The sequence below is a fragment of the Sphingobium sp. B11D3A genome (genome assembly GCF_025961695.1).
Classification (GTDB): domain Bacteria; phylum Pseudomonadota; class Alphaproteobacteria; order Sphingomonadales; family Sphingomonadaceae; genus Sphingobium.
Window position 1 is genome coordinate 772,978 of sequence record NZ_JAOQOE010000001.1, and the last position, 24,171, is coordinate 797,148.

Here is a 24,171-nt window from a genome sequence, read left to right on the forward strand (position 1 = left end):
CACACGGCGACGAAGACCGAGTGTGACGGCCTGCAACCGTTCATCTCTCGGCGCGTTATGTGTCCGATGAGACAAAGGCCGCCCCTGCCCCGAATTGCGCCATTCCTTTCGCCGCGGCTCGCAAGATCACGCGTTGTATATTGCCGGCACGCGCTGTAAATTCACGGCAATGTCTTTCGATACTGATCCCGGCGTGGCGGAAATCCCGACAACAGCCGCGGCTCAGCCAGTGGCCTTCCATCAAGTCCTGAAGAAAGAGACGCGTGCTGACCACGACGAAGTCGACAGCCTGTTCAGCCAGTTCGATCTGACGAGCCGTGCGAGTTACGGCCGTTTTCTGTCAGCCCATGCAGCGGCGCTGGTGCCGCTCGAGCGCTGGCTGCGCTCAGCCTCGCCGAGTATCGACACGGCCGCGCGCGTACAGGCCCTTACAACCGACTTGAACGCCTTGGGCCAGGCCGTTCCCGAGGCCGAGCCGCTGACATGGGCCCCGAGCACGGCGGCTCATTGGGGTGCCGCCTATGTGACGGAAGGCTCCCGCCTTGGCGGCGCGATGCTCGCACGCCGCGTGCCTGACGATCTTCCGCGTGAATATCTGAGCGCCGTGCATCCCCAAGGCGCGTGGCGCGCCTTCATCGCCGCTCTGGAAGATCAGGCCCTGACTCACGGCCCCGTCTGGCAGCGGGAAACCCGCGCAGCAGCGACCCGGACCTTCGCCCTTTACCGAAATTGCGCCATCGCGATGGGAGCCAGACTTGGCCAATGATCCTGCCGGCTTTCGGGTCGATCTCACCAACTGCGACCGCGAACCGATCCATATTCTCGGGACGATCCAGCCATTCGGTTTCCTGCTCGCGGTGAGCGCCGATTGGATGATCGGTCGCGTCTCGGACAATATCGCCGCGTTCACGGGCAAATCGGCGGATGCGCTGCTGGGTTCCAAGCTCACCGATCTCATTACGCCCGCTGCTCAGCATGACATCCGCAACCGGATCTCGATGCTGCGCGGCAATGATTCCGTGGAGCGCCTATTCTCGCAGCCGCTGTTCGATGATGGCAAGCTCTACGATGTCGCCGTGCATTTCTCGGGCAACAGCATCGTCATCGAATGCGAGCCCGCGCTCGAAGATCCAGGCGAAGCGGCGACGCTGGTCCGCACGCTCATGTCGCGCCTCGCCCAGGCCGATACGCTCACCTCCTTCATTCGCGAGAGCGCCCGGCAGGTGAAGGCGATCACCGGTTTCGACCGCGTTATGGTCTATCGTTTCGATGCCGAAGGCTCGGGCGAGGTCGTTGCCGAGGCGCTGAGCGCTGGCGTCGACAGCTTCCTTGGCCTGCATTACCCCGCGTCGGATATTCCGGCACAAGCGCGCCAGCTCTATGTGCGCAATCCGTTCCGCATCATCGCTGATGTGAATGCAGAGCCGGTGCCGATCGTGCCGCAGACCGATCCCAGCGGCGCGGTCCTCGACCAGTCGCTCTGCCTGCTCCGCGCGGTTTCGCCCATCCATGTCGAGTATCTGCGCAACATGGGCGTCAGCGCGTCGCTATCGATCTCGATCATCGTCGAAGGCAAGCTCTGGGGGCTCTTCGCCTGCCACCATTATCAGCCGCGCCTGCCTGGCCTCGCCATGCGTACGGCCGCCGAACTGTTCGGCCAGATCTTCTCGCTGATGCTCGAGAGCCGGGAACGCAGCGAGAATGCCGGCTATGAGTCGCGCGCACGCGGCGCCACCGATCGCTTGATGGCCTCCATCGCGCAGGATGGCGACCTGCTGCGGGACGCGGACTGGCTCGGCGAGGTTGTGTTCGATACCATTCCCGCCGATGGCGTCGGGGCTTATGTTGACGGCTCTGTCTCGCTGAGTGGCCTGACGCCCTCGCGCGAGCAGTTCATAAGCCTCGTCTCCATCCTCAATCAGCTTTCGCACGGCGAGGTCTTCGCGACGGACTGCATTTCATCCGTCCTGCCCGAGGCGACTGCCTATGCGGATGTCGCCGCCGGCCTCATCGCCATCCCGCTGTCACGCAAGCCGCGTGACTATGTGGTCTTCTTCCGCAGCGAACAGATGCGCTCGGTGCGCTGGGGCGGCAACCCGGAGAAGCCGGTCGAACTCGGACCCAATGGCGACCGGCTCACCCCGCGCAAAAGCTTCGAAAGCTGGTCGCAACTGGTGAAGGGCCGCAGCCTGCCATTCACCACGGTCGAGCGCCGCGTTGCCGAAGCGCTGCGGGTCGGGATGCTGGAAGTGCTCATCCGCCTGTCCGAGAGCGCAGGCGAGGAGCGGCAGCGTGCGCAGGAGCGGCAGGAGCTGCTGATCGCCGAGCTCAATCACCGCGTGCGCAATATCCTCTCGCTCATTCGCGGCCTCGTGTCGCAGACCCGCGACGGGGCGGCCAGCGTTGAGGATTTCACGCGCAATCTGGACGATCGCCTGCAGGCGCTCGCCCGTGCGCACGATCAGGTGACGCGCGATCGCTGGGGTCCGGCGCGGTTGCGGGATCTTATCGACATCGAGGCCAATGCCTTCCTGCGCGACAAGCGGACCAATGTGGAGACCAAAGGCTCCAACATCCTGCTGCAGCCGGTTGCCTTCACCGTACTGTCGCTGGTCTTCCACGAGCTCATGACCAATGCCGCCAAATATGGCGCGCTCTCCGATAGCGGCACGGTGCTGATCAGCTGGCAGCAGGACGAGGATGGCAGCCTGTTGATCGACTGGTCCGAACTCGGCGGGCCGGCGGTCACCCCGCCCTCGCGCCGCGGCTTTGGATCGACGGTGATCGAAAAGACCGTCCCTCACGATCTCGGGGGCGATGCCAAGATTCACTACCGACTGAGCGGTGTGAAGGCGCATTTCTGCATTCCCTCCCGTTTCGTGGCCGGCGTCGCGCCTGAGGACCGGACCGATGCGACGGACGGCGCGTCTGCCGATCTGCGCGAGCCGGCGAAGCTGCCGCTGGCCGGACAGCGCGTGCTGCTGGTGGAAGACAGCCTCATCATCGCGCTCGACGGGCAGGACGCGTTGATGGAACTCGGCGCCGAGAAGGTCGAGGTCGCCTCCAGCGTCACCGCTGCCCTGCGCGCCTGTGCGACCGTCCCGCTCGACGTCGCCATGCTCGATTATAATTTGGGCGGGGAGACCAGCGAGCCGGTCGCCAGGGCTCTCGCCGAGCGCGGCATCCCGTTCGTCTTTGCAACAGGCTATGGCAGCGGCTTGGATTCCTCGCGCTTCCACGCCGTGCCGATCGTCACCAAGCCTTATGGCACGGCGCAGATCGCAGCCGCTCTTGCAGAACTGAAGACCGAACCGGCGGACTGATCGCGCCGGTTCGAACTCTCAAGACCAGGGGAAGCTGAGCGGCGCCTCACGGAACGCGAAGCGATCGAGATGGCGGGCGACCGTGTTTTTGAGGCCTTCGAGATGCTCCGGGCTGCTGGCGTCGATGGTCACGTCGAGCGTGTCGGGTTGCGCGACCATCGTCACCAGAGCGTCGGCAGGCCAATCGGCGCCGCGCGCGTCGCGCGGAAACACGATCGTGCCGCGCTCGGGTGTGAACTCCACCTTGAGGTTGTGCGACCAGTGCTTGCACAGTTGCTGGAGGTAGCGGCTGCCGCTCTGCGTGGGCACCTTGGCTGTTGCGCTGTTCATGACATTGTCTTTCTGTTGGTGGCTCCACCGTCCGGCGGTGGGGCGATTGGAATTATGCTGTGCAGTCTTACAACCGCTCGATCTTCCGCGCTGCCTCATCGAGAATCGCGGCGATCTCATGCGGCAGATCGTCTGTGGTCTCGCCTTCGCGCAGCCGGCCCATCAGAGCCGTCTTGAGATTGCCCATGGCGCGGCGGACCGGGCCGCTGTTCGATCGATGCTGCTCGGCGCCGAGGCCGGCCAACCGGTCCATCAGGCCGCCGATCTCGTCAGCCTTCTCGGCAAGATGGGCCTCTCCTGCGGGGGTAATCGCGTACAGCTTCCGCGCCCCTTCGCTCTCGCTGTCGGCGATGAGGTCCATTTCCGCCAGCAGGGTGAGCGTGGGATAAACGACGCCGGGGCTGGGCGCATAAGCGCCGCCGGTCAGCTCCTCGATCGCACGGATGAGGTCATAGCCGTGGCGCGGCCCCTCGCCGATCAACTTGAGCAACACGAGTCGTAACTCGCCGCCATCAAACAGGCGTCCGCGTCCGCGACGGCCGCCGCGCGGACCGCCATGGCCGCCCTGCCCGTCCCACTCTGCGCCGCCCCAGCCGCCGCCGAAACGACCGCCCCGGCCCATCATGGCCTTGAGCGCGTGACGGTGCCCATTCGGGCCGCACCGTCCATGTGTACTTGTGTCAAACATCAAAGATTCAATCCTTCTAAATTTCAGATTGATCTAAGATATATCTTAGACTGATTTCCACAAGGCCCCGTTTTCATTTTTTTTGAGCGTGCCTGCGAATGGCCTGCAGTCCGATGCACGCTGGCCCGTGCAACCGGTGAGGGGCCGACCTATATGAGTCCGCATGTCTGATCTCTTCGGCGGCCTTGCCGCCGCCTCCAGCCCTGCCGAGCCTCGTGCGGATGCGCCGCTGGCCGACCGTCTGCGCCCGCGCACGCTCGATGACGTGGTCGGGCAAGACCATCTCACCGGTACTGACGGTGCCATCGGGCGGATGGTCGCGGCGGGACGGCTCTCCTCAATGATCCTGTGGGGGCCGCCGGGCACCGGCAAGACCACGCTTTCGCGACTGCTGGCCGAAGCGGTGGACATGCGCTTTGCGCCGATCTCCGCGGTCTTTTCCGGCGTGGCGGACCTCAAGGCTGCCTTTGCCGCCGCGCGCGACGCCGCCCGCGCCGGGCAGCGCACGCTTCTGTTCGTGGATGAAATCCACCGCTTCAATCGCGCTCAGCAGGATGGCTTCCTGCCTTATGTCGAGGATGGCACCGTCACGCTGGTCGGCGCCACCACCGAAAATCCGAGCTTCGCCCTCAACGCGGCGCTGCTCAGCCGCGCGCAGGTGCTCATCCTGCGCCGGCTGGACGAGACCGCGCTCGATACGTTGATCTCCCGCGCGGAAGCCCTGACCGGCGCACCGCTGCCGCTGACCGACGATGCGCGCGCGGCGCTTGTCGCCTCGGCTGATGGCGATGGCCGCTTCCTGCTCAATCAGGTGGAGACGCTGCAGGGCATCGGCCTGACCGAGCCGCTCGATCCGGCGGGTCTCGCCGCCCTGCTCCACCGCCGGATGCCGGTCTATGACAAGGATCGCGACGGGCATTACAATCTGATTTCCGCGCTCCACAAGGCGCTGCGCGGGTCCGATCCGCAGGCCGCGCTCTATTATCTCGCGCGGATGCTGGTCGCGGGCGAAGAACCGCTTTACGTCCTGCGGCGGCTGGTGCGCTTCGCCAGCGAAGATGTCGGCCTGGCCGATCCGCAGGCGCTCACCCAATGCCTCGCCGCGAAGGACGCCTATGAATTCCTCGGCTCGCCTGAGGGCGAACTGGCGATCGTGCAGGCCTGCCTGTATCTCGCGACCGCGCCCAAATCCAACGCCGCCTACAAGGCGCAGAAGGCGGCCTTTGCCAGCGCCAAACAAACCGGATCGCTGATGCCGCCCGCGAACATCCTCAATGCGCCGACCAAGCTCATGAAGGAGATCGGCTATGGCAAGGGCTATAGCTACGATCATGATGTGGAAGGCGGCTTCTCCGGCGACAATTACTGGCCCGAGGAGATGGCGCCGCAGACCTTCTACGCCCCCACCGAGCGTGGATTCGAGAAGCGGATCGCCGAGCGCATCGCTTGGTGGGATGAGCGTCGGCGCGACTTGCGCGGTGACTGATCCCGCCAGCCACCCGTGAGCCGCTTTCGCCATTTCGCCGCAATCGACTGGTCGGGCGCACAGGGGCCGCGACAGCCGGGCATCGCCGTCGCCATCTGCGACGCGGATAGCAATGCCGGCCCGGCGCTGGTCCGCCCCGGCCACATCTGGTCACGTCAAGATGTGCTCGACTGGATGCGCCGCGACATGCCACGCGACACGCTCGTCGGCCTCGACCTCGGCCCGTCCCTGCCCTTCGCAGACAAGGGTGCCTTCTTCCCCGGCTGGGATCGTTCTCCACACGATGCCCGCCAGCTCTGGGCCTTGGTCGAGGACATCTGTGCCGAAGAGCCCCATCTGGAGGCCGGCGCCTTTGTCGATCACGCGGAGGCCGCGCGACATTTCCGGCGCCATGGGGGCCGGGAAGGCGATCTGTTCGGCGGCGGACGCGGGCGGCTGCGCCAGACGGAGCTGGCCCAGCAGGCACAGGGCCTCAATCCCTGCAGCAACCTCAACCTCGTCGGTGCCGCGCAGGTCGGCAAATCCAGCCTGACCGGGATGCGGGTGCTGCACCGTATCCAGACGGACATGCCGATCTGGCCGTTCGACGCCGACCCCGGCTCAGGCAGTCTGATCGTGGAAATTTACACCAGCCTTGCCGCGCTCGCCGCCGGCAAGCGCAAGGGCCAAACCAAGGTTCGCGAGGCCGAACTGGATGCCTGCCTTGCGCGTCTCGCCAGCGGGCCGCATGTACCGTTCGCAGGCCGGTACAGCGACCATGCGACTGATGCGCTGCTCAGCGCGGCCTGGCTGCGGCTGGTGCATCGCGAGCCGGCCCTGTGGGCACCACAGGCGCTGACGCCGGAACTGGCGCGGACGGAAGGCTGGACCTTCGGCGTGCTTTGACGCGCAGACGACCGCGCGGCCTGCCGAGCTAAACTATCACCCCTGCAAAGATCGCTTGATTGCCGGTGCCGCACCTCCCGGCTTAAACCCCTTTTGTCCGGAATGACGGGCGGCGCTGCCGCCTCCAGCCCGGAACGCGGCTTTTGATGTTTGTCAGCTTGCTCCGCGTCACCAACCGCTAAAGCGCACGAATCCCACGCGACAACGCCGGCTTCGTGCTCCGTACTGGAGAAACGATATGGCTATCCGTTCCATCCCGCGCCGTAACCGTAATCATGCCCAGCGAGCCGGCCGCGCGCTGACGCCCCTTCCGCATCCAAGCTGGCGACTGGCGCCTGCGGCCCCGCACGACTCGCCGCCCCTCGCCAGTGCCAGTGACTTCTGGTCGCGCCTCGGCCTCTGACGCTCATTTCGAGAGGCCAATGACGATGAAGCGCGCGCTTGTGATTCGGCACGTCCCCCATGAGGGCATGGCGGGATATCGGGAGCCGGTGGAAACGGCCGGCTATGCGATCCATCGGATCGATGTGACCGACCCCGCCTTCGCCACGCTCGACCTGCGAGCACCCGATCTGCTCATCATGATGGGCGGGCCGATGGGGGTGTATGAGCAGGATCGCTATCCGTGGATCGCCTGCCAGCTGCGCCGCCTGGCGCTGCGGCTGGCGGCCGACCGCCCCACGCTCGGCGTGTGCTTCGGCGCGCAGATGATCGCGGCGGCGCTCGGCGCGAAGGTTTATCCCGGTCCGGTCAAGGAGGTCGGCTTCCATTCGGTCAAGGTCAACGATGCTGGCCGCACCGGCCCGCTCTCTCATCTTGTCGACGTGCAGGTTCTGCATTGGCATGGCGACACGTTCACCCTGCCGGAAGGCACCCAACTGCTTGCGTCCAGCGACCGCTACACGCATCAGGCCTTCCGGCGCGGACAACATGTACTTGCCCTACAATTCCATGCCGAAATGGGCGAGGATGCGCGCTTCTATCAATGGATGGAGGAATGGCCGGAAGCTGCGATGGAATCCGGCGGCTGCAACGTGAGCCTGCGCGCCGCCCATGATCGGCTCGGACCTCGGGCCGTCTCCGCCGGGCGCGCCATGCTCGGCGACTGGCTGGCGGGACTGAAAGCGGCCGCGTGATTACACCGGCATGATCGTCACATCACCAGTCTGACCAGCGCGCGGGCCATGCGCGCCCGCCGCCTTTTGCAAGCCTCTCGCAACAACGCGATCCAGCGGTTTGCGCTTGCCAGCCGCGCAAAAAATAGGCAGTAACACAAACGAATTTCAGCAACGAAAGAAGACTTGGGAGACCCGCGCGCATGAGAGACGCCAAAGCCGATCGGCTGGACGAGATCATCGCGAGCCATAGCCGCCGCGAAGGGCCTCTTCTCCCCATCCTCCATGACGTGCAGGCCGAGTTCGGCTGCGTGGACGAGGCGTCCAAGCGCCAGATCGCCCTCGCGCTCAACCTGAGCCGCGCCGAAGTGCATGGCGTGGTGAGCTTCTATCATGATTTCACCGCCGAGCCCAAGGCAGCGCCGGTGCTCAAGCTGTGCCGTGCGGAATCCTGCAAGGCACGCGGCGTCGAAGCTCTGGTCGATGGCGCGGTTGCCGCGGCCGGCGAGCGCGTGAAGATCGAAACCATTTATTGCCTCGGCCTGTGCAGCGTCGGCCCCAATGCGATGATCGGCAATGCCGTTCACGCCCGGCTGGACGCGCCCAAGCTCGACGAGCTGATCCGGGAGATTGCCTGACATGGTCATGGTGCGCATTTCTGACGACGCGCTGGCCATCGCCTGCGGTGCCGACGCGGTTGCCGATGCCTTCGCAAGGGCCGGCGCCACCGTCGAGCGGGTTTCGAGCTGGGGCATGCAGTGGCTGGAGCCGCTGGTGGAGATCGACGGCAAGGGCTTCGGCCCGGCGACGGCCGATGATGTTGCGGCGATTCTGGACGGCTCCTCGCCGCTCGGCATCGGCGTGATTGCCGAGCATCCGTTCATTGCCAAGCAGCAGCGGCTGACGTTCGCCCGCGCCGGCAAGACGCGCCCGACCGAGCTTGCGGACTATGAAGCGACCGGCGGCTGGAAAGGCCTCGCCCGCGCCCGCGAGATCGGCGCCGAGGCGACGGTCGAGGAAGTCGTGGCCTCGGGACTGCGCGGTCGCGGCGGCGCCGGCTTCCCCACCGGCATCAAGTGGCGCACCGTCGCGGCTGCGGTAGCGGACCAGAAGTACATTGTCTGCAATGCCGACGAAGGCGATAGCGCGACCTTCGCCGACCGTATGCTGATGGAGGGCGACCCCTATTGCCTGATCGAAGGCATGGCGATTGCCGGCCTCGCGACCGGCGCGACCAAGGGTTATATCTACGTCCGCTCGGAATATCCCCACGCCATCGCCAAGCTGGAAGAAGCGATCCGCCGCAGCGCGCATCTCGTTGCGCCGTTCGTGCTGGAAGTTCGCGTCGGCGCCGGCGCCTATGTGTGCGGTGAGGAAACCTCGCTGCTCAACAGCCTGGAAGGCAAGCGCGGCGAAGTGCGCGCCAAGCCGCCGATCCCGGCGCTGGTCGGCCTGTTTGGCAAGCCCACCATTGTCAACAACGTGCTCAGCCTTGCGGCTGTGCCTTACATTCTGGCCGAGGGCGCCAAGGCCTATGCCGATTATGGCATGGGTCGCTCGCGGGGCACGATGCCGATCCAGCTTGCCGGCAACATCAAGCATGGCGGCCTTTACGAAACGGCGTTCGGCATCACGCTCGGCCAGCTCGTCAACGAGATTGGCGGCGGCACGGACGACGGCTCGCCGGTGAAGGCCGCGCAGGTCGGCGGCCCGCTCGGCGCCTATCTGCACCCGGACCAGTTCGACATTCCGTTCGACTATGAGGCTTATGCCGCCGTCGATGCGCTGATCGGCCATGGTGGTATCACCGTGTTCGGCGAGGGCGCCGACATGGCCGGCATGGCGCGCTTCGCCATGGAATTCTGCGCGGCGGAAAGCTGCGGCAAGTGCACGCCCTGCCGCATCGGCTCGGTACGCGGCAAGGAACTGATCGACCGGATCATGGCGCGCGTGCCGCGCCAGCGCGATACGCTCGAGGGTCTGCCGCAGATGCACAACGCCCCCACCGCGCCGCGCAGCCTGGAGGATGAGATCGTCCTGCTGGAAGATCTGTGCGAGACGATGAAGTTCGGTTCGCTCTGCGCTCTAGGCGGCTTCACGCCCTATCCGGTGATGAGCGCGCTCAAGCACTGGCCCGAGGATTTCGGCGCCCGCCAGAGCCTCCCCGAGGCGGCTGAATGAGCTGCTGCGTCGGCCTGCTTCCCATCGATCGCGCGGCCGTTCTCGGCGCAGTGATCGCTGGCGGCAAGTCGACGCGCTTTGGCAGCGACAAGGCTGTGGCGACCTTCCATGGTCGCGCTTTGATCGACCATGCCATCGACGCCGTGGCCGTTCACAGCGCGCAGACCATCGTGGTGGGGCGTGAGCATGACGGTGTGGCCAGCATTGCCGACCAGCCCGCACCGCATATGGGGCCGCTTGCCGGACTCGCTGCGGCCTTGCTCGAAGCGCAGGCGCGCGGGCTCCCCGCCGTGCTGAGCGTGCCGTGCGATGCCATCGATCTGCCGCAAGACCTCTTGCAGCGCCTGTCGCCATACCCAGCTTATGTCGAGAGCCTGCCGGTGATCGGCCTGTGGCCCGCCTCGGCGGCCGGCGACGCGCTGGACATCCTCAAGAGCGAGGGCGTGCATTCGATGAAGGCCTTCGCCAACCGTATTTCCGCGCGCGCCGTGCAATTGCCGCGCGAACCTGTTAATATCAACACTGCTGCTGACCTGGAGAGAGTTGAACGTCATGGGCTATGAACCTCAGGCCGATTTCGGCACGCCCGCTTCCACATCGGAGAAGATGGTCACGCTGACCATCGACGGTCGCTCCGTCACCGTCCCGGAAGGCACGAGCGTGATGCGCGCGGCTGCCGAATGCGGCGGCGACATTCCCAAACTCTGCGCCACGGACAGCGTGAAGAGCTTCGGCTCCTGCCGCCTCTGCCTGGTCGAAGTCGACGGGATGCGCGGCACCCCCGCCTCCTGCACCACGCCGGCGATGGACGGCATGACCGTTCACACCCAGACTCCGCGTCTGCAGAAGTTGCGCAAGGGCGTGATGGAGCTCTACATCTCCGATCACCCGCTGGACTGCCTGACCTGCTCGGACAATGGCGACTGCGAACTGCAGGACAATGCGGCCGCCGTCGGTCTGCGCGATGTACGTTATGGCTACACGGGCGATAATCATCTGGGTCTCCAGAAGGACACGTCCAACCCCTATTTCGATTTCGACCCCAGCAAGTGCATCGTCTGCTCGCGCTGCGTGCGCGCCTGTGACGAGGTGCAGGGCACCTTCGCGCTCACGATCGATGGCCGCGGCTTCGGCTCCATGGTGTCTGCGGGTGTCGCGTCCGACGATTTCCTCTCTTCCGAATGCGTGTCGTGCGGCGCCTGTGTGCAGGCCTGCCCCACCGCCACGCTTCAGGAAAAGGCGATGGTCGAGATCGGCAAGCCCGAGCGGGCCGTCGTCACCACCTGCGCCTATTGCGGCGTCGGCTGCACCTTCCGCGCGGAAATGCGCGGTGAGCAGTTGGTGCGCATGGTGCCGTGGAAGGACGGCAAGGCCAATCGCGGCCATAGCTGCGTCAAGGGCCGCTTCGCTTGGGGCTATGCCAACCATCAGGACCGCATTACCCAGCCGATGATCCGCAAGAGCGTGGACGATCCCTGGCAGGTGGTGAGCTGGGACGAGGCGATTTCCTATGCCGCATCTGAACTCAAGCGCATCAAGGCCGCCCACGGTGCGCGCGCATTGGGCGGCATCACGTCGTCGCGTTGCACCAATGAGGAAACCTTCCTCGTCCAGAAGCTGATCCGCGCCGGCTTTGGCTCCAACAATACCGACACCTGCGCCCGTGTCTGCCACTCGCCGACCGGCTATGGCCTCAAGACCACCTTTGGCACGTCCGCCGGCACGCAGGATTTCGACAGCGTGATGGACAGCGACGTGATCCTGATCATCGGCGCCAACCCGACGGACGGCCACCCGGTGTTCGCAAGCCGGATGAAGCGCCGCCTGCGTCAGGGTGCCAAGCTGATCGTCATCGACCCGCGCCGGACGGACATGGTCAAGTCGCCGCACATCGCCGCGCAGCACCATCTCGCGCTGCAGCCCGGCACCAACGTTGCCGTGCTCACCGCCCTGGCGCATGTGATCGTGACCGAAGGCCTGGCCGACGAAGCGTTCATCCGTGAACGCTGCGACTGGGACGAGTATCAGGACTGGGCCGCCTTCGTTTCGCAGGAGCGCAACAGCCCTGAGACGTTGGAGCCCGTCACCCGCGTGCCCGCCGAGGAATTGCGCGGCGCGGCCCGCCTGTTCGCGACTGGCGGTAATGGCGCCATCTATTATGGCCTTGGCGTCACCGAGCATAGCCAGGGCAGCTCGACGGTGATGGCCATCGCCAACCTTGCGATGGTAACCGGCAATATCGGGCGCCGCGGCGTAGGCGTGAACCCGCTGCGTGGTCAGAACAACGTGCAGGGCGCTTGCGACATGGGCAGCTTCCCGCACGAATTGCCCGGCTATCGCCACATCAGCGACGATGAAACGCGCGAGCTGTTCGAGGCGGACTGGGGCGTGACCCTGGATGCCGAGCCGGGCCTGCGCATCCCCAATATGCTGGACGCCGCGATCGACGGTACGTTCCGCGCGATCTATATCCAAGGCGAGGACATCCTTCAGTCCGACCCCAATACCGCGCATGTCGCGGCGGGCCTTAAGGCGATGGAGTGCGTCATCGTGCAGGACCTGTTCCTGAACGAAACGGCGAACTACGCGCATATCTTCCTGCCCGGTTCGACATTCCTTGAAAAGGACGGCACCTTCACCAATGCAGAGCGGCGCATCCAGCCGGTCCGCAAGGTCATGGAGCCCGCCAATGGCTATGCCGACTGGGAGATCACGCAGCTTCTCGCCAATGCCATGGAGCTTGGCTGGAACTACGAGCATCCCAGCGAAATCCTGGCCGAGATCGCCCGTCTCACCCCGTCCTTCGCAGGCGTATCCTGGGCGCGTCTGGAGCGCGAGGGATCGTTGCAGTGGCCGGTCAAGGACGAGACCCACGAGGGTTCGCCGATCATGCATGTGGACGGTTTCGTGCGCGGCAAGGGCAAGTTCGTCGTCACCGATTATGTACCGACGGACGAGAAGACCGGCCCGCGCTTCCCGCTGCTGCTGACCACCGGCCGCATTCTCAGCCAGTATAATGTCGGCGCCCAGACACGGCGCACCGGCAACACCGCCTGGCACCCTGAGGATCTGCTGGAAATCCATCCGACGGATGCCGAGAATCGCGGCCTCAAGGATGGCGACTGGGTAAAGCTCTCCAGCCGCACCGGCGAGACGACGCTGCGGGCGACGATCACCGAACGGGTTGCCCCGGGCGTGGTCTACACCACCTTCCACCACCCCGCCACGCAGGCCAATGTCGTGACCACCGAATATTCGGACTGGGCCACCAACTGCCCCGAGTACAAGGTGACGGCTGTCCAGATCACGCCCTCCAACGGCCCGACCGATTGGCAGGAGGATTATAACAGCTGGTCCGAGCGCTCGCGGCGGATCGTGGCCAGCCTCACGGCTGAAGCGGCGGAGTAAGCATCATGGAAGCCAGCCGCCTCATCTACATGGCGAACCAGATCGCGCGGAATTTTGAAGCGTTGGGCCACGACCAGGCGGCCCTCGCCACCGCCGACCATATCAAGATGTATTGGGATCCGCGGATGCTCGCGGGCATCAAGGCCGTCGACCCCGCCGACATGTCGCCGCTCGCCGCGCGCGCCATCGCCATGGTGGATGGGCCGGTGCCGCACATGACGCGGGCCACCGAATTCGCGAGCGCGGATGAAAACGATCCTGGCTACAACGACGCCGGCTGACCTCGTCGCCCTTCGACCGGATGGCTCCAGCCGTCCGGTCGCGCGCCCCTTTGCGCCGGAAGTGCCGGTCGCGCTGGAATATAACGGCCTTTCCTATGCCGTGATGATGGCCAGTCCGTTTGATCTGGACGACTTCATCACCGGCTTCGCGCTGACCGAGGGCCTGGCCGCGCAACCGGGCGATGTCACCGGCATCGATATCGTGGAGACCGATCTCGGTTGGATTGCGCGTGCGACCATCACCTCCCTGGCGCTCGAAAAGCTTGAAGAGCGCGTGCGCACGCGCGTGGCCGAGTCGAGTTGCGGCCTGTGCGGCATCGATAATCTGGAAGCCGTTTCGCGCGCCCTCCCCCGGGTCGCCGCGCATGAGGCGCTCGCACCAGCGGCGATCTTCGCCGCGCTGGAGGGCCTGCGTGCGCATCAGCCGGGCAATCGTGTCACAGGCGGGATGCACGCCGCTGCCTTCGTGGCACCGGATGGGGCGATCCTGATGGCCCGCGAGGATGTCGGTCGGCACAATGCGCTGGACAAGCTCGTCGGCGCCATGGCCCGCGCAGGGCGGACGATGGACGCCGGCTTCGTGCTTTCCACGGCGCGCTGCAGCTATGAGATCGTGGAGAAAACGGTCCGGGCCGGCGCGCACACCCTTGTAACCATCTCGGTTCCGACCAGCATGGCGGCAGCCCGGGCTGAGGCTGCGGGCCTCTCGCTCTATGCGCTGGCCCGGCCGGATGAAGTGCTCCGCGTCACGGCGGACTGACCGTCTCGACCGCCTGCTCTCGCCACATCATCAGTATCTGACGATCCGCCGCCCCGCATAGACGGGGGCGGCGGACCCATATCTCAGGCCTTGGCTTCGGCTTGCGCAATCGCATCGCCATCACGCATCGGCAGCAGCAGGAGCATGAAGATGGCGCACACCGAGCCAAGGCTCATGATGAGCGATACGGTGAGCAACTCGCCCTTGCCAAGCACGTCGAAGAGCAGGCCAGCCACGATGGGCGAGCCAGCCGCGCCAGCGCGCCCCACGCCGAGGACAAAGCCCGTACCCGTGGCCCGGGCATAAGCCGGGAAGCCCCGCGCGAAGGCGGCATAGAAGCCCACAATGGCCGCGTTGAGGAAGAACATCGACAGGAATGCCGCCACGCGCCATTCGCCCAGCTCGCCATGCCCCATGCCGAACCATGCCACCGCAACCACGCCGGCAATCATCATGGCAATCGTCGGCCCCTTGATGTCCCACTTCTTGAGCAGGAAGCCAAACAGACCGCCACCAATCGCACCGCCGATATTGGCCCAGGTGAGCGTGCTGGCGGCATCGGCCTGCGAGAAGCCGGAATCCGCGACGATCTGCACTGCGAACTTGAGGATATAATAGAAGGTGAGCGTGTGGAACATGTAGCCGAAGGCCAGCAACCAGGTGACCTTGCGCAGGCCCGGCTTGGACAGGATGTCGGTCACCTTGGGCTGCGGGCCCTCCGTGCGCAATGGCGGCAGCGCCTCGATGGTCCGCTTGCGCAGCGCGCGAAGCGAGCGGTTGACCTTCTCGATCGCGTTTGCGGGCCGGCGCGCAGCGTAGAATGCGGGCGTCTCCGGCACGAGGAAGAAGACCAGCGGGATCATGATCGCGGTCACCACGGCGCCGAACATGAACACCGCGCGCCAGTCATATTCCACCAGCAGCCAGCTTTGCGCGGCAAAGCCGCCCACCACGCCGCCAATCGGGTAGCCGATGACGTAAAGCGCCATGGCGAGGCTGCGCGAGGATTTGCTGGTGGATTCCGCCGTCACGGCGTTGGTCGCTGCCAGCATCCCGCCGATGCCGAGGCCGGTGACGAAGCGCCACACTGTCAGGAGTGTCACGCCGGTCGCGGCATGGGCCAGATACATGCCGATCGCCATGACGACGAGGCAGATCAGCATCGTGTCCTTGCGGCCGATGCGGTCTGCGACACCACCGAGGATGACCGAGCCGAAGCCCATGCCGACCAGCTCGGCCGAGAGGACGATGCCCAGCGCCGAGCGCGGGATGCCCCATTCCGCCGAAATGCCCGGCGCCGCAAAGGCGCTCGACAGCACGTCGAAACCGTCCAGCGCGTTCAGCAGGATCATCAAGACCACGACAATCCACTGCCGAACGGACATCGGCGACTCATTAATGATCTCAACAGGATCAGACGATGACATGGTTGGGCTTTCCTCTCCAGGCAGTGGACCGCATCGGCGATCTCAAAGGCCGAATCTACTCGTGAATACGGCGCAATAACTCGATGAGCAACGTGGCTTCTTTCTTGGTGAAACGGGACTTGAGCCATTGCTCATGCTCGTCGATGCAGCGCCGCGCCTCGCTAAGGGCCGCCTGCCCGTCCGCAGTCAGCGTGAGCGTCTGCCGGCGCCGGTCCAGCGTGGACGCGCCGCGCACCAGCAGGCCGCGCGCTTCCAACCGGTTGATGATCGCCATCGTCGTCGCCCGGTCCATTTGCAGACGGCGGCCGATATCGGCCTGCGCGATGTGCGGATGATCGCTGATCAGCCAGAGGACGGAGACCATCTTCTGCGTCAGGCCAAGCTCGGAAAAAGTCTCGGTGAAATGGCGGTAGGCCGCGCCATGGGCAAGGCGGATGTGGAACCCGATAATGTCGTCGATCGCGCCGATATCGTCGTCGATCTGCGCGGGCGCAGGCGATGGCGTCGCACTTCCACCACCCTTGGCGGCCACAAGAGGACGTTGACGTGCGCGTGCTTCCAAGATCTTTACCCCCGAGAACCGGAACGGTTCGGCCATTGATTAAGCAATGGGAATTGCCCAATTGGTATGCATAGCATACAAACCTGCGCAAGAGGAGCAAGCTATGGCGCAATTCCCCAATACCCCCGCTTTCACAGGTTTCAACAGCCCGTCGCGCATCGAATGCGACATTCCGAATCTCGTGCATGAGGGCACGATTCCGCCCGAGCTGAATGGCGCCTTCTTCCGCGTGCAGCCGGACCCGCAATTCCCGCCCCGCCTGGGCGATGACATCAGCTTCAACGGCGATGGCATGATCACGCGCTTCCACATTCATGATGGCCAGTGCGACATCAAGCAGCGCTGGGCCAAGACCGCCAAGTGGAAGCTGGAGAACGAAGCCGGCAAGGCGCTCTTCGGTGCCTATCGCAATCCGCTGACGGACGATGAGTCCGTCAAGGGCGAGTATCGCTCGACCGCGAACACCAACGCCTTCGTGTTCGCCGGCAAGCTCTGGGCCATGAAGGAGGACAGCCCGTCCCTCGTCATGGAGCCGGACACGATGGAGACCATCGGGTTCGAGAAGTTCGGCGGCAAGATGACCGGACAGACCTTCACCGCGCACCCCAAGATCGACCCGCACACGGGCAACATGGTCGCCATCGGCTATGCCGCAAGCGGCCTGTGCTCCGACGATGTGTGCCTGTATGAGGTCAGCCCTGAGGGCGAACTGGTCCGCGAACTGTGGTTCAAGGCGCCCTATTATTGCATGATGCACGACTTCGGCGTGACCAAGGATTATCTGGTCCTTCACATCGTGCCCTCAATCGGCAGCTGGGAGCGCCTGGAGAAGGGCCTTCCACACTTCGGCTTCGACACCACCCTGCCCGTCTACCTCGGCATCATCCCGCGCCGTGATGATGTGAAGCAGGAAGACATCCGCTGGTTCAAGCGCGACAATTGCTTCGCGTCGCATGTGATGAACGCCTATCAGGACGGCACCAAGGTCCACATCGACGTGCCGGAAGCGGCAAACAACATGTTCCCCTTCTTCCCGGATGTGCATGGTGCGCCCTTCAACCCGCAGCAGGCGGCGAGCTACCTCACCCGCTGGACGGTCGACATGGCGTCCAATAGCGACGAGTTCGACAGCGTCACTCGCCTCACGGAAACGTCGGGCGAATTCCCCCGCATTGACGACCGCGTCACCGGCCTGCCCTATCGCTATGGCTGGATGCTGGAGATGGACATGAAGCGTCCGGTCGAGCTCAAGGGCGGCAGCGCCGGCGGATTCCTGATGAATTGCCTGTTCCTGATCGACCACCAGACCGGCAAGGAGCAGCACTGGTGGTGCGGCCCCACCTCTTCGCTGCAGGAGCCTGCCTTCGTGCCGCGCTCCAAGGACGCGCCGGAAGGCGACGGCTGGATCGTGCAGGTCTGCAATCGCCTGGCCGACCACAAGAGCGACCTGCTGATCTTCGAAGCGCTGGACATAGAGAAGGGACCGGTCGCCACGATCCATATCCCCTTCGCGCTGCGCTTTGGCCTGCACGGCAACTGGGCCAGCGCGGACCAGATCGGCCTGGAACGCGAAGCCGCCTGACCCTAGCGATCATCCAGCCACAGCCCCGGCGCGCATTTAGGCGCCGGGGCTGCCGCCTCACACTTCAAGTCTCAAGGAAGCACGTTCATGATTCAGCCCGGCCTGGAATTCGTCTATGAAGCCGGCGGCGATCTCGGCGCGCCGGTGCCGCTCGGCAACACCGTCGACGGCACCCGCCGCATCATCCCGATCTTCGAGGGCGGCCGTGTCGAAGGGCCATTAATCAAGGGCAAGCTGCTCGGCAACGCCGCCGACTTCCAGCTCACCCGGCCGGACGGCGTCACCGTCGCCGATGCCCTTTACGCGCTGCAAACCGATGACGGCGTGGTCATCCAGATCCGCAATCGTGGCCTGCGCCACGGCCCGCCCGACGTGATGGCGCGGCTGGCGGCGGGCGATGAGGTCGATCCGGCGGACTATTATTTCCGCACCGTGCCGGAATTCATCGCGCCGGAAGGCAAATATGACTGGATGAACCGCAGCATCTTCGTCTGCTCGGGCGCGCGCTACAAGGCGGGCATCAAATTGTGGGTCTGGCGCGTCACCTGACTCCCACACGCCCCGCCTGCCACCGGTTGCGTAGCGGGGATGCCGATCCCATCTTGGATCGATGACCAAACTCAGCTTCCTCGACCTCGTCAACGTTGTCGAAGGCGAAAGCGCCGGCGATGCGATCAAGCGCGTCGGCCCGCTCGCCGCCCATGCCGAAGCGCTCGGCTATCATCGCTACTGGATCGCCGAACATCACGGCATGGCCGGCGTGGCGGCAGCGGCCACCGCGCTCATCATCGCCGAGGCCGGGCGAGCGACCAAGACCATCCGCGTCGGCTCGGGCGGCATCATGCTGCCAAACCACTCGCCCTATATCATCGCCGAGCAGTTCGGCACGCTGGACGCGCTCTTCCCCGGCCGTGTCGATCTCGGCCTCGGGCGTGCGCCAGGCGCCGACGGGCGACTGGCCCGCGCCATCCGCCATGACACCCGGCAGGAGGCCGAGGAGTTTCCCCGCAGCGTGGTGGAATTGCGCGCTCACTTTACCGGCCAGCCGGACCTCGGCCTGCTCGCCGTGCCCGGGCGCGGCGCGCAGATCGATATGTGGATTCTGGGCTCCAGCCTGTTCGGGGCGCAACTCGCGGCGGCCTTGGGGATGCCCTACGCCTTCGCCTCGCATTTCGCGCCCGATCTGCTGGATGAAGCGCTGACCATCTATCGCCGCGATTTCCGCCCTTCCGCCTCTCTGCGCGAACCCTATGCGGCGGCGGCGATGAGCGTCGTTGCTGCCGACACGGTGGCGGAGGCGGAATATGTCGCCAGCTCCATGATGCAGAACTTTGTCGCTCTGCGCACCGGCCGCCCCGGCAAGCTACCCCCGCCGGTGGAGAATTATGTCGCGAGCCTCGATCCATCGCTCAGCGCGATGCTGGGGCATGTCATGCAATGCAGCGCCTTTGGCACCGCCGATGATGTCGCGCGTGGCCTGCGCCAGTTCGTCCAGCGGACGCGGGTGGATGAGGTAATCGTCCACAGCCCCGCATTCGATCCGCAGGCCCGCACCAAGTCGCTCACGCTGATCGCGCAAGCCTTCCATGAAATGACCGAAGCCGCCTGACGCGCAGGCGGCTTCGTTTTTCGTTCAGCATTGAAGCCGCACGCTGGCCCGTTCAGGCTGGTGCGAGTTCCTTCGCGTCTTCCAGAATCATTTCCGATCCTTTCTCGCCGATCATGATCGTCGCGGCATTGGTGTTGCCGGAGACGATCTTGGGCATGATCGAGGCATCGACCACGCGCAGGCCCTGAACGCCGTGGACGCGCAGGCGCGCATCGACCACCGCCTTGGGGTCGCTGCCCATGCGCGCCGTGCCGACCGCGTGATACAGCGTGCCGCCGGCGACCTGCGCATAGAAGAACATCTGATCGTCCGTCTCGCCGAAGGGGTCGGGGCCGGCCAGATATTTCGCGATCGCCGGCTGCTGCCAGATTTCGCGAATGATCTTGAGCTGCGTGACGGCCATCTGCTGGTCGATCGGGTCCTGCAGATAATTGGGCGTGATCTTGGGGGCCTGCGTGCCATCGGGTGAGCGGGCGTGGATGTGCCCGCGCGATTCCGGGCGAAGCTGGCAGGGGTTGGAGGCCATGCCCGGCTCCTTCTCCAACGCCAGCTGCTGCTTGGCGTTCAGCACTTCCAGATCCATGGACGCCGCCATGGTGTGGATCTGGATGTCCGGCGTCTCCAGCCCTTCGCGCGAGCGCAGGAAGGTGCAGCCATGCGCCACCGCGTAGGAGAGCAGGCCCTTGCGGGTCATGCCATATTTGAGCACCTGGCCGATCAGCGGCAGGCCGCTGGCCATGGAATTGACCGACGGCGTGCCCGGCTTCAGCCGCGCCTGGCAGCCGATCATATAGTGGTCCTGCAGGTTCTCGCCGACGCCGGGCAGCTCGTGCACCAGCTTCACGCCCAGCTCCCGGACGACCCCGCCCTGCCCGATGCCGGAGATTTCCAGCAGCTTGGGGCTCTCGACCGCACCGGCGGCAAGGATCACTTCCTTGCGCACCTTCACGCGGCGGAGGCGACCATGCTGGACGAACTCAACCCCCACCGCGCGCTTGCCCTCGAAGAGGATGCGCGTCGTCATGGCGCGCAGTTCGACCGTGAGATTGACCCGGTCCATGACCGGATGGAGGAAGCCCACCGCCGTCGAGCAACGCTTGCCGTTGCGCGCGGTCATCTGGAACCAGCTGGTCCCCTCCTGATCGCCGTCGTTCAGATCATCCTTATAGGCATAGCCGGCCTCGACGCAGGCATCGATGACCGCCTTGCTGATCGGGTGATGCTCGGGGAAGTCGGAGACAGCCAGCTCACCGCCCTGCGCATGACCTTCCATGGCGCCACGGGTCTGGTCTTCGCTCTTCTTGAAATAGGGCAGCACGTCGTCCCACGCCCAGCCCTCATTGCCCATCTGGCGCCAGCCATCATAGTCAGCCGACTGGCCGCGCACATAGAGCATGCCGTTAAGCGAAGACGAGCCGCCGAGCACCTTGCCCTTGGGCCATTTGTGGGGGCGACCGCCTGAGCCCTCGTCGACCTCGGTCTCATACAGCCAGTTGACCTTGGGATCGTTCAGCGTCTTGCCGAAACCGATCGGGATATGGATCATCATGTTGGAGCGGAACTGGCTCAATTCCCGCGTCGGGCGGTCATCGCCGCCAGCCTCGAGCAGGACGACTTCCGTGCCCCGATCCGCCGAGAGCCGGTTGGCGAGAACGCATCCCGCGCTGCCCGCTCCGACGATCACGTAATCGACAGTTCTCTCGTCCGTCATGCTCTTGTCATCCTCTCATTGCACCGCGCACGTCCCCCGCGCGGCTCGACTCAGTTCTTATGACACAAAGCGCCATTTCGAACAAAGTCAACAATGAGAGGATGGTGAGCAGGCCAAAGCATCAGACAGGCTCCCCTGCATCCCGGGCGCGGACCAGAATGAGGCTCTCGTCCTTGCGGATGCGGGTGAGGAGAATGACGAGCAGGATGATGATGGGAATCGCCATCCAGTTGACGCTGAGGATCGCGGTGCGCAGATCACCCGTGGCATCCGAGATCATCCCGACCAGATAAGGCCCCATGCCGAGGCCGAAAATGGTGGAGATGATGAGATAGGTGCTCGCGGTGATGCCGCGCATGCGAGGCAGCACAAGTCCGTAGATCAGCGAGTAGAGCGGCGGCATCCAGCAGGTGAGGATGACGCTGTAGAGCACGAAGCGGCTGTAGAAGCCGAACGCGTCCGGCGCATGATAGGTCCAGACCCCGATGAGTGGCGAGACGCCGAGCGCGAACAGCGTGAGATACACGCGCCCGGTCGCCGGCATGGACTTGTCGAACCAGTCAGCCAGAGGCCCCGAAATCATCGGGCCGATCACACCGATCACCAGCGAGAGCAGGCCGAAGGTGACGCCTGTTTCTGCGGGCGATGTGCCATAGGTCTGCATGATGAAGGCGGGCGTGAAGCCCATGATGCCGTAATTGATCACCGTCTGCAGCGCACCGACCGCGATGGCGATCATCAGCGCCGGCGAGCGCACCGTCACCTGATAGGTCGGCGGATCGGCAAGCGCCAGCCGCTGCAACAGGTTGAAGATCACGATGATGCCAAAGCCCATCACACCCCATTGCAGGATGTGGGGATTGAGCGGCACGCCACCGAAACTGAGCGCCGGGCGCGGCGAGAAGGCCGAAGCCAGATGCACGAACAGCGTCATCAGGCCGACCACGAGCACCATGACGCCGATATTGGCGGTCCAGTGGCGGGCACTGGCCTTGCTGGCGGCAAGGCTCAGCAAATTGGTGCCGGGCGTCACCGCACCGAGCAGCGCGAGGCTCGAGCGGAACGGCGCCGGATCGGGCCGGGACGCAATGCCATCCATCGCGCCGCGCTGAGGCTCCTTGAGGTGCCACAGCAGCAGGGCCAGGACGAGGCCCGGAATGGACGCAACCAGAAAGGCGAACTGCCAGCCTGCCAGGCGCAGCGGCGCTTGCCCCGCCGGATACAGCGTCTCCCACCATTGCGCCGCGACACCACCGACGACATTTGACATGCCGAGGCCGACGGCAATGGAGGCAGCAATCGTGCCCATCACGAGACCGCGCCGGTGCTTGGGGAAATAATCGAACAGCAAGGATGTGCCGGCGGGGGACGTTGCCCCCTCGCCGATGCCCACGCCCAGCCGGGAAATCGCCAGCATCGCAAAGCCGCTCGCAAAGGCCGCGAGGCCGCTCGAGAAGGACCAGAAGGCGATGGCGATGGCCAGGATACGCGTGCGAATCCAGCCGTCCGACAGGCGACCGAGCGGCAGGGAGAACAGCGCATAGAACAGCGCGAACACCGTTCCGTACAGCAGCCCCAGCTCGGCATCGCCAATCTGCAGGTCCGCCTTGATGCGCGGCGCGAGAATGGCGAGGATGTTGCGATCCAGCAGCGACATGGCGTTGGTGAGAGCCACCAACGCCAGCGCATACCAGGCGGTGCCGGTCACCCGGCCCGACACCGGCGGAGTCGTCACAGGTTGAAGACCCGCTCGGCATTGGTCTGCATCAGCTTCTTCTTGGCTTCTGCAGAAATGTCGAGATTGTCGTGCGTGCGCACCTCATCGGCGACATATTCATAGGGATAATCCATTGCGTACATCACTCGGTCCTCACCGAGCTGATCGATGCACAGCTTGATCGCCAGCGGACAGGCCATGCCGCTGGTCGTCACGCAGACATTGTTGCGCATGTAGTGGAACAGGTCGTGGTTGAGCGGCTTGAGGCGCTCATAGCGCTTCGAGCGGACGCCAGCCTGATGCATGTAGTTCATGCGGAACAGCCAGTAGGGGATCGCCTCGCCGCCATGGCCGACGCACACGGTCAGGTTGGGATAGCGGTCGAACACGCCCGTCGTCAGGATGCGCAGCAGATGATAGCCGGTCTCGACACCGAAGCCAAAGATCGCGCCATCGAGGCCAGCCTCGACCATGCCGGCGATCATTGCATCCGGCGGCGATTGCGGGTGGATGTACAGCGGCAGATTATTGTCGGCGCAGGCCTTCAGGATCGGGTCGAACTGCTCTTCATCCAGATAGTGACCCTTGGTGTGGCTGTTGACCATCACGCCCTTGAAGCCCAGCTCATTCTTGCCGCGCGCGATTTCCTCGACCGACCACTGCACGTCCTGAGGGACGATGGAGACCATGCCGACATAGCGCGACGGGTGGCGTTCGCAAGCGGCCTTCAGAACGTCGTTGGCATTGCGGACCAGCGTCTTGGCTTCATCGGTCTCGAATGCCTGTCCACCGGGCGATGTCAGGGAGAGAATGGCGACGTCGATTCCGGTCTCGTCCATCGCCTGAATACGCAGATCGTCCAGATCGAGCAGCCGGTCGCGAATGAACTGGGTCCGCTCGGAAGGCGACGTGCCGTAGAAACCCCAGAGCGACGTGGTCGCCTTGTCGGCCCGGCCCTCTTTGACCAGCTTCAGAAAGGCGTCGAGCTGTTCGGCCGTCGCAAAAGCCTCTTCGGTCGCAATGCGAAGATAGCCGCGATCGCCGCCGGTGTTGAGCGCGTGAGTCATGTTACTCTCCTGAGAAATGGGAAAAGAAAGCCCCGGCAC

22 protein-coding genes are annotated in these 24,171 nt (G+C 64.8%); 15 read left to right on the forward strand and 7 right to left on the reverse strand.

Annotated elements, in window-relative coordinates:
• Window positions 1–133: 133 nt before the first annotated feature.
• Together M2332_RS03720 and M2332_RS03725 are read left to right on the forward strand one after the other, a co-directional pair.
• On the forward strand, window positions 134–766 hold the full coding sequence (locus M2332_RS03720) for a biliverdin-producing heme oxygenase (protein WP_264573023.1): 633 nt from the start codon (window positions 134–136) through the stop codon (window positions 764–766).
• A complete protein-coding gene (locus M2332_RS03725; protein WP_264573024.1) occupies window positions 756–3,323 on the forward strand; it encodes an HWE histidine kinase domain-containing protein in 2,568 nt (855 codons plus the stop codon). Before M2332_RS03720 ends, M2332_RS03725 begins: the two co-directional genes overlap by 11 nt.
• 18 nt (window positions 3,324–3,341) lie before the next feature.
• Here the strand turns inward: M2332_RS03725 and M2332_RS03730 are convergent, their stop codons facing one another.
• Complete coding sequence (locus M2332_RS03730) at window positions 3,342–3,653, reverse strand: DUF2218 domain-containing protein (protein ID WP_264573025.1); 312 nt, start codon at window positions 3,651–3,653, stop codon at window positions 3,342–3,344.
• Between the two features lie 67 nt (window positions 3,654–3,720).
• A complete protein-coding gene (locus M2332_RS03735) occupies window positions 3,721–4,278 on the reverse strand; it encodes a PadR family transcriptional regulator (RefSeq protein ID WP_413715977.1) in 558 nt (185 codons plus the stop codon).
• A 226-nt stretch (window positions 4,279–4,504) separates the two neighbouring features.
• On the opposite strand from M2332_RS03735, the gene M2332_RS03740 reads away from it, so the two are divergent.
• The 10 genes from M2332_RS03740 to fdhD all read left to right on the forward strand — a co-directional run bounded on the left by M2332_RS03740 (window position 4,505) and on the right by fdhD (window position 14,457).
• Window positions 4,505–5,827 (forward strand): replication-associated recombination protein A, encoded by a 1,323-nt coding sequence (locus tag M2332_RS03740; RefSeq protein ID WP_264573026.1) that lies wholly within the window; start codon window positions 4,505–4,507, stop codon window positions 5,825–5,827.
• A 15-nt stretch (window positions 5,828–5,842) separates the two neighbouring features.
• Window positions 5,843–6,712: a hypothetical protein gene (locus M2332_RS03745; RefSeq protein ID WP_264573027.1), complete on the forward strand. Its 870-nt coding sequence runs from the start codon at window positions 5,843–5,845 to the stop codon at window positions 6,710–6,712.
• A 238-nt stretch (window positions 6,713–6,950) separates the two neighbouring features.
• On the forward strand, window positions 6,951–7,115 hold the full coding sequence (locus M2332_RS03750; RefSeq protein ID WP_264573028.1) for a hypothetical protein: 165 nt from the start codon (window positions 6,951–6,953) through the stop codon (window positions 7,113–7,115).
• A 25-nt stretch (window positions 7,116–7,140) separates the two neighbouring features.
• Window positions 7,141–7,848, forward strand: a complete 708-nt coding sequence (locus M2332_RS03755; protein ID WP_264573029.1) for a glutamine amidotransferase — start codon at window positions 7,141–7,143, stop codon at window positions 7,846–7,848.
• 182 nt (window positions 7,849–8,030) lie between these two features.
• Window positions 8,031–8,465 carry an NAD(P)H-dependent oxidoreductase subunit E gene (locus M2332_RS03760; RefSeq protein ID WP_264573030.1) on the forward strand — a complete coding sequence of 145 codons (435 nt, stop codon included), beginning with the start codon at window positions 8,031–8,033 and terminating at the stop codon, window positions 8,463–8,465.
• A gap of 1 nt (window position 8,466) precedes the next feature.
• On the forward strand, window positions 8,467–10,008 hold the full coding sequence (locus M2332_RS03765) for an NADH-ubiquinone oxidoreductase-F iron-sulfur binding region domain-containing protein (protein ID WP_264573031.1): 1,542 nt from the start codon (window positions 8,467–8,469) through the stop codon (window positions 10,006–10,008).
• Window positions 10,005–10,571 carry a molybdenum cofactor guanylyltransferase gene (locus M2332_RS03770; RefSeq protein ID WP_181559898.1) on the forward strand — a complete coding sequence of 189 codons (567 nt, stop codon included), beginning with the start codon at window positions 10,005–10,007 and terminating at the stop codon, window positions 10,569–10,571. Before M2332_RS03765 ends, M2332_RS03770 begins: the two co-directional genes overlap by 4 nt.
• Window positions 10,561–13,416 (forward strand): formate dehydrogenase subunit alpha, encoded by a 2,856-nt coding sequence (gene fdhF, locus M2332_RS03775; RefSeq protein ID WP_264573032.1) that lies wholly within the window; start codon window positions 10,561–10,563, stop codon window positions 13,414–13,416. The genes M2332_RS03770 and fdhF overlap by 11 nt, the downstream gene beginning before the upstream one ends.
• 5 nt (window positions 13,417–13,421) lie before the next feature.
• Entirely contained in the window at window positions 13,422–13,697 is a 276-nt protein-coding gene (locus M2332_RS03780) for a formate dehydrogenase subunit delta (protein WP_264573033.1), read from the forward strand.
• On the forward strand, window positions 13,663–14,457 hold the full coding sequence (fdhD, locus tag M2332_RS03785; RefSeq protein ID WP_264573034.1) for a formate dehydrogenase accessory sulfurtransferase FdhD: 795 nt from the start codon (window positions 13,663–13,665) through the stop codon (window positions 14,455–14,457). The genes M2332_RS03780 and fdhD overlap by 35 nt, the downstream gene beginning before the upstream one ends.
• Before the next feature lie 83 nt (window positions 14,458–14,540).
• Here the strand turns inward: fdhD and M2332_RS03790 are convergent, their stop codons facing one another.
• Together M2332_RS03790 and M2332_RS03795 are read right to left on the reverse strand one after the other, a co-directional pair.
• Window positions 14,541–15,842 (reverse strand): MFS transporter, encoded by a 1,302-nt coding sequence (locus M2332_RS03790; RefSeq protein WP_264573035.1) that lies wholly within the window; start codon window positions 15,840–15,842, stop codon window positions 14,541–14,543.
• 97 nt (window positions 15,843–15,939) lie between these two features.
• Window positions 15,940–16,482 (reverse strand): MarR family winged helix-turn-helix transcriptional regulator, encoded by a 543-nt coding sequence (locus M2332_RS03795; protein WP_181559902.1) that lies wholly within the window; start codon window positions 16,480–16,482, stop codon window positions 15,940–15,942.
• Window positions 16,483–16,549: 67 nt separating this feature from the next.
• Between M2332_RS03795 and M2332_RS03800 the strand changes: the two genes are divergently transcribed.
• The 3 genes from M2332_RS03800 to M2332_RS03810 all read left to right on the forward strand — a co-directional run bounded on the left by M2332_RS03800 (window position 16,550) and on the right by M2332_RS03810 (window position 19,637).
• On the forward strand, window positions 16,550–18,028 hold the full coding sequence (locus M2332_RS03800) for a carotenoid oxygenase family protein (protein WP_264570600.1): 1,479 nt from the start codon (window positions 16,550–16,552) through the stop codon (window positions 18,026–18,028).
• An 87-nt stretch (window positions 18,029–18,115) separates the two neighbouring features.
• Window positions 18,116–18,577: a DUF3237 domain-containing protein gene (locus M2332_RS03805; RefSeq protein ID WP_181559904.1), complete on the forward strand. Its 462-nt coding sequence runs from the start codon at window positions 18,116–18,118 to the stop codon at window positions 18,575–18,577.
• 61 nt (window positions 18,578–18,638) lie between these two features.
• Window positions 18,639–19,637 (forward strand): LLM class flavin-dependent oxidoreductase, encoded by a 999-nt coding sequence (locus M2332_RS03810; protein WP_264573036.1) that lies wholly within the window; start codon window positions 18,639–18,641, stop codon window positions 19,635–19,637.
• 52 nt (window positions 19,638–19,689) lie between these two features.
• On the opposite strand, the gene M2332_RS03815 is transcribed toward M2332_RS03810, so the two are convergent.
• From M2332_RS03815 to M2332_RS03825, 3 genes are all read right to left on the reverse strand, one after another.
• Window positions 19,690–21,348, reverse strand: coding sequence for a GMC family oxidoreductase (locus tag M2332_RS03815; protein ID WP_181559906.1), 1,659 nt, complete (start codon window positions 21,346–21,348; stop codon window positions 19,690–19,692).
• Between the two features lie 121 nt (window positions 21,349–21,469).
• The gene (locus tag M2332_RS03820) at window positions 21,470–23,083 is read right to left on the reverse strand and encodes an MFS transporter (protein WP_264573037.1); all 1,614 of its coding nucleotides are present in this window, start codon (window positions 23,081–23,083) and stop codon (window positions 21,470–21,472) included.
• Complete coding sequence (locus tag M2332_RS03825; protein WP_264570604.1) at window positions 23,080–24,132, reverse strand: amidohydrolase family protein; 1,053 nt, start codon at window positions 24,130–24,132, stop codon at window positions 23,080–23,082. The genes M2332_RS03820 and M2332_RS03825 overlap by 4 nt, the downstream gene beginning before the upstream one ends.
• Between the last annotated feature and the right edge of the window lie 39 nt (window positions 24,133–24,171).

Excerpts from the sequence above, each read along its gene's own strand:
- M2332_RS03730 (WP_264573025.1), bottom strand. The coding sequence starts at position 3,653 with ATGAACAGCGCAACAGCCAAGGTGCCCACGCAGAGCGGCAGCCGCTAC.
- M2332_RS03735 (WP_413715977.1), bottom strand. The coding sequence starts at position 4,278 with ATGATGGGCCGGGGCGGTCGTTTCGGCGGCGGCTGGGGCGGCGCAGAG.
- M2332_RS03740 (WP_264573026.1), top strand. The coding sequence starts at position 4,505 with ATGTCTGATCTCTTCGGCGGCCTTGCCGCCGCCTCCAGCCCTGCCGAG.
- M2332_RS03750 (WP_264573028.1), top strand. The coding sequence starts at position 6,951 with ATGGCTATCCGTTCCATCCCGCGCCGTAACCGTAATCATGCCCAGCGA.
- M2332_RS03755 (WP_264573029.1), top strand. The coding sequence starts at position 7,141 with ATGAAGCGCGCGCTTGTGATTCGGCACGTCCCCCATGAGGGCATGGCG.
- M2332_RS03760 (WP_264573030.1), top strand. The coding sequence starts at position 8,031 with ATGAGAGACGCCAAAGCCGATCGGCTGGACGAGATCATCGCGAGCCAT.
- M2332_RS03765 (WP_264573031.1), top strand. The coding sequence starts at position 8,467 with ATGGTCATGGTGCGCATTTCTGACGACGCGCTGGCCATCGCCTGCGGT.
- M2332_RS03770 (WP_181559898.1), top strand. The coding sequence starts at position 10,005 with ATGAGCTGCTGCGTCGGCCTGCTTCCCATCGATCGCGCGGCCGTTCTC.
- fdhF (WP_264573032.1), top strand. The coding sequence starts at position 10,561 with ATGGGCTATGAACCTCAGGCCGATTTCGGCACGCCCGCTTCCACATCG.
- M2332_RS03780 (WP_264573033.1), top strand. The coding sequence starts at position 13,422 with ATGGAAGCCAGCCGCCTCATCTACATGGCGAACCAGATCGCGCGGAAT.
- fdhD (WP_264573034.1), top strand. The coding sequence starts at position 13,663 with ATGAAAACGATCCTGGCTACAACGACGCCGGCTGACCTCGTCGCCCTT.
- M2332_RS03790 (WP_264573035.1), bottom strand. The coding sequence starts at position 15,842 with ATGTCCGTTCGGCAGTGGATTGTCGTGGTCTTGATGATCCTGCTGAAC.
- M2332_RS03795 (WP_181559902.1), bottom strand. The coding sequence starts at position 16,482 with ATGGCCGAACCGTTCCGGTTCTCGGGGGTAAAGATCTTGGAAGCACGC.
- M2332_RS03800 (WP_264570600.1), top strand. The coding sequence starts at position 16,550 with ATGGCGCAATTCCCCAATACCCCCGCTTTCACAGGTTTCAACAGCCCG.
- M2332_RS03805 (WP_181559904.1), top strand. The coding sequence starts at position 18,116 with ATGATTCAGCCCGGCCTGGAATTCGTCTATGAAGCCGGCGGCGATCTC.
- M2332_RS03810 (WP_264573036.1), top strand. The coding sequence starts at position 18,639 with ATGACCAAACTCAGCTTCCTCGACCTCGTCAACGTTGTCGAAGGCGAA.
- M2332_RS03815 (WP_181559906.1), bottom strand. The coding sequence starts at position 21,348 with ATGACGGACGAGAGAACTGTCGATTACGTGATCGTCGGAGCGGGCAGC.
- M2332_RS03825 (WP_264570604.1), bottom strand. The coding sequence starts at position 24,132 with ATGACTCACGCGCTCAACACCGGCGGCGATCGCGGCTATCTTCGCATT.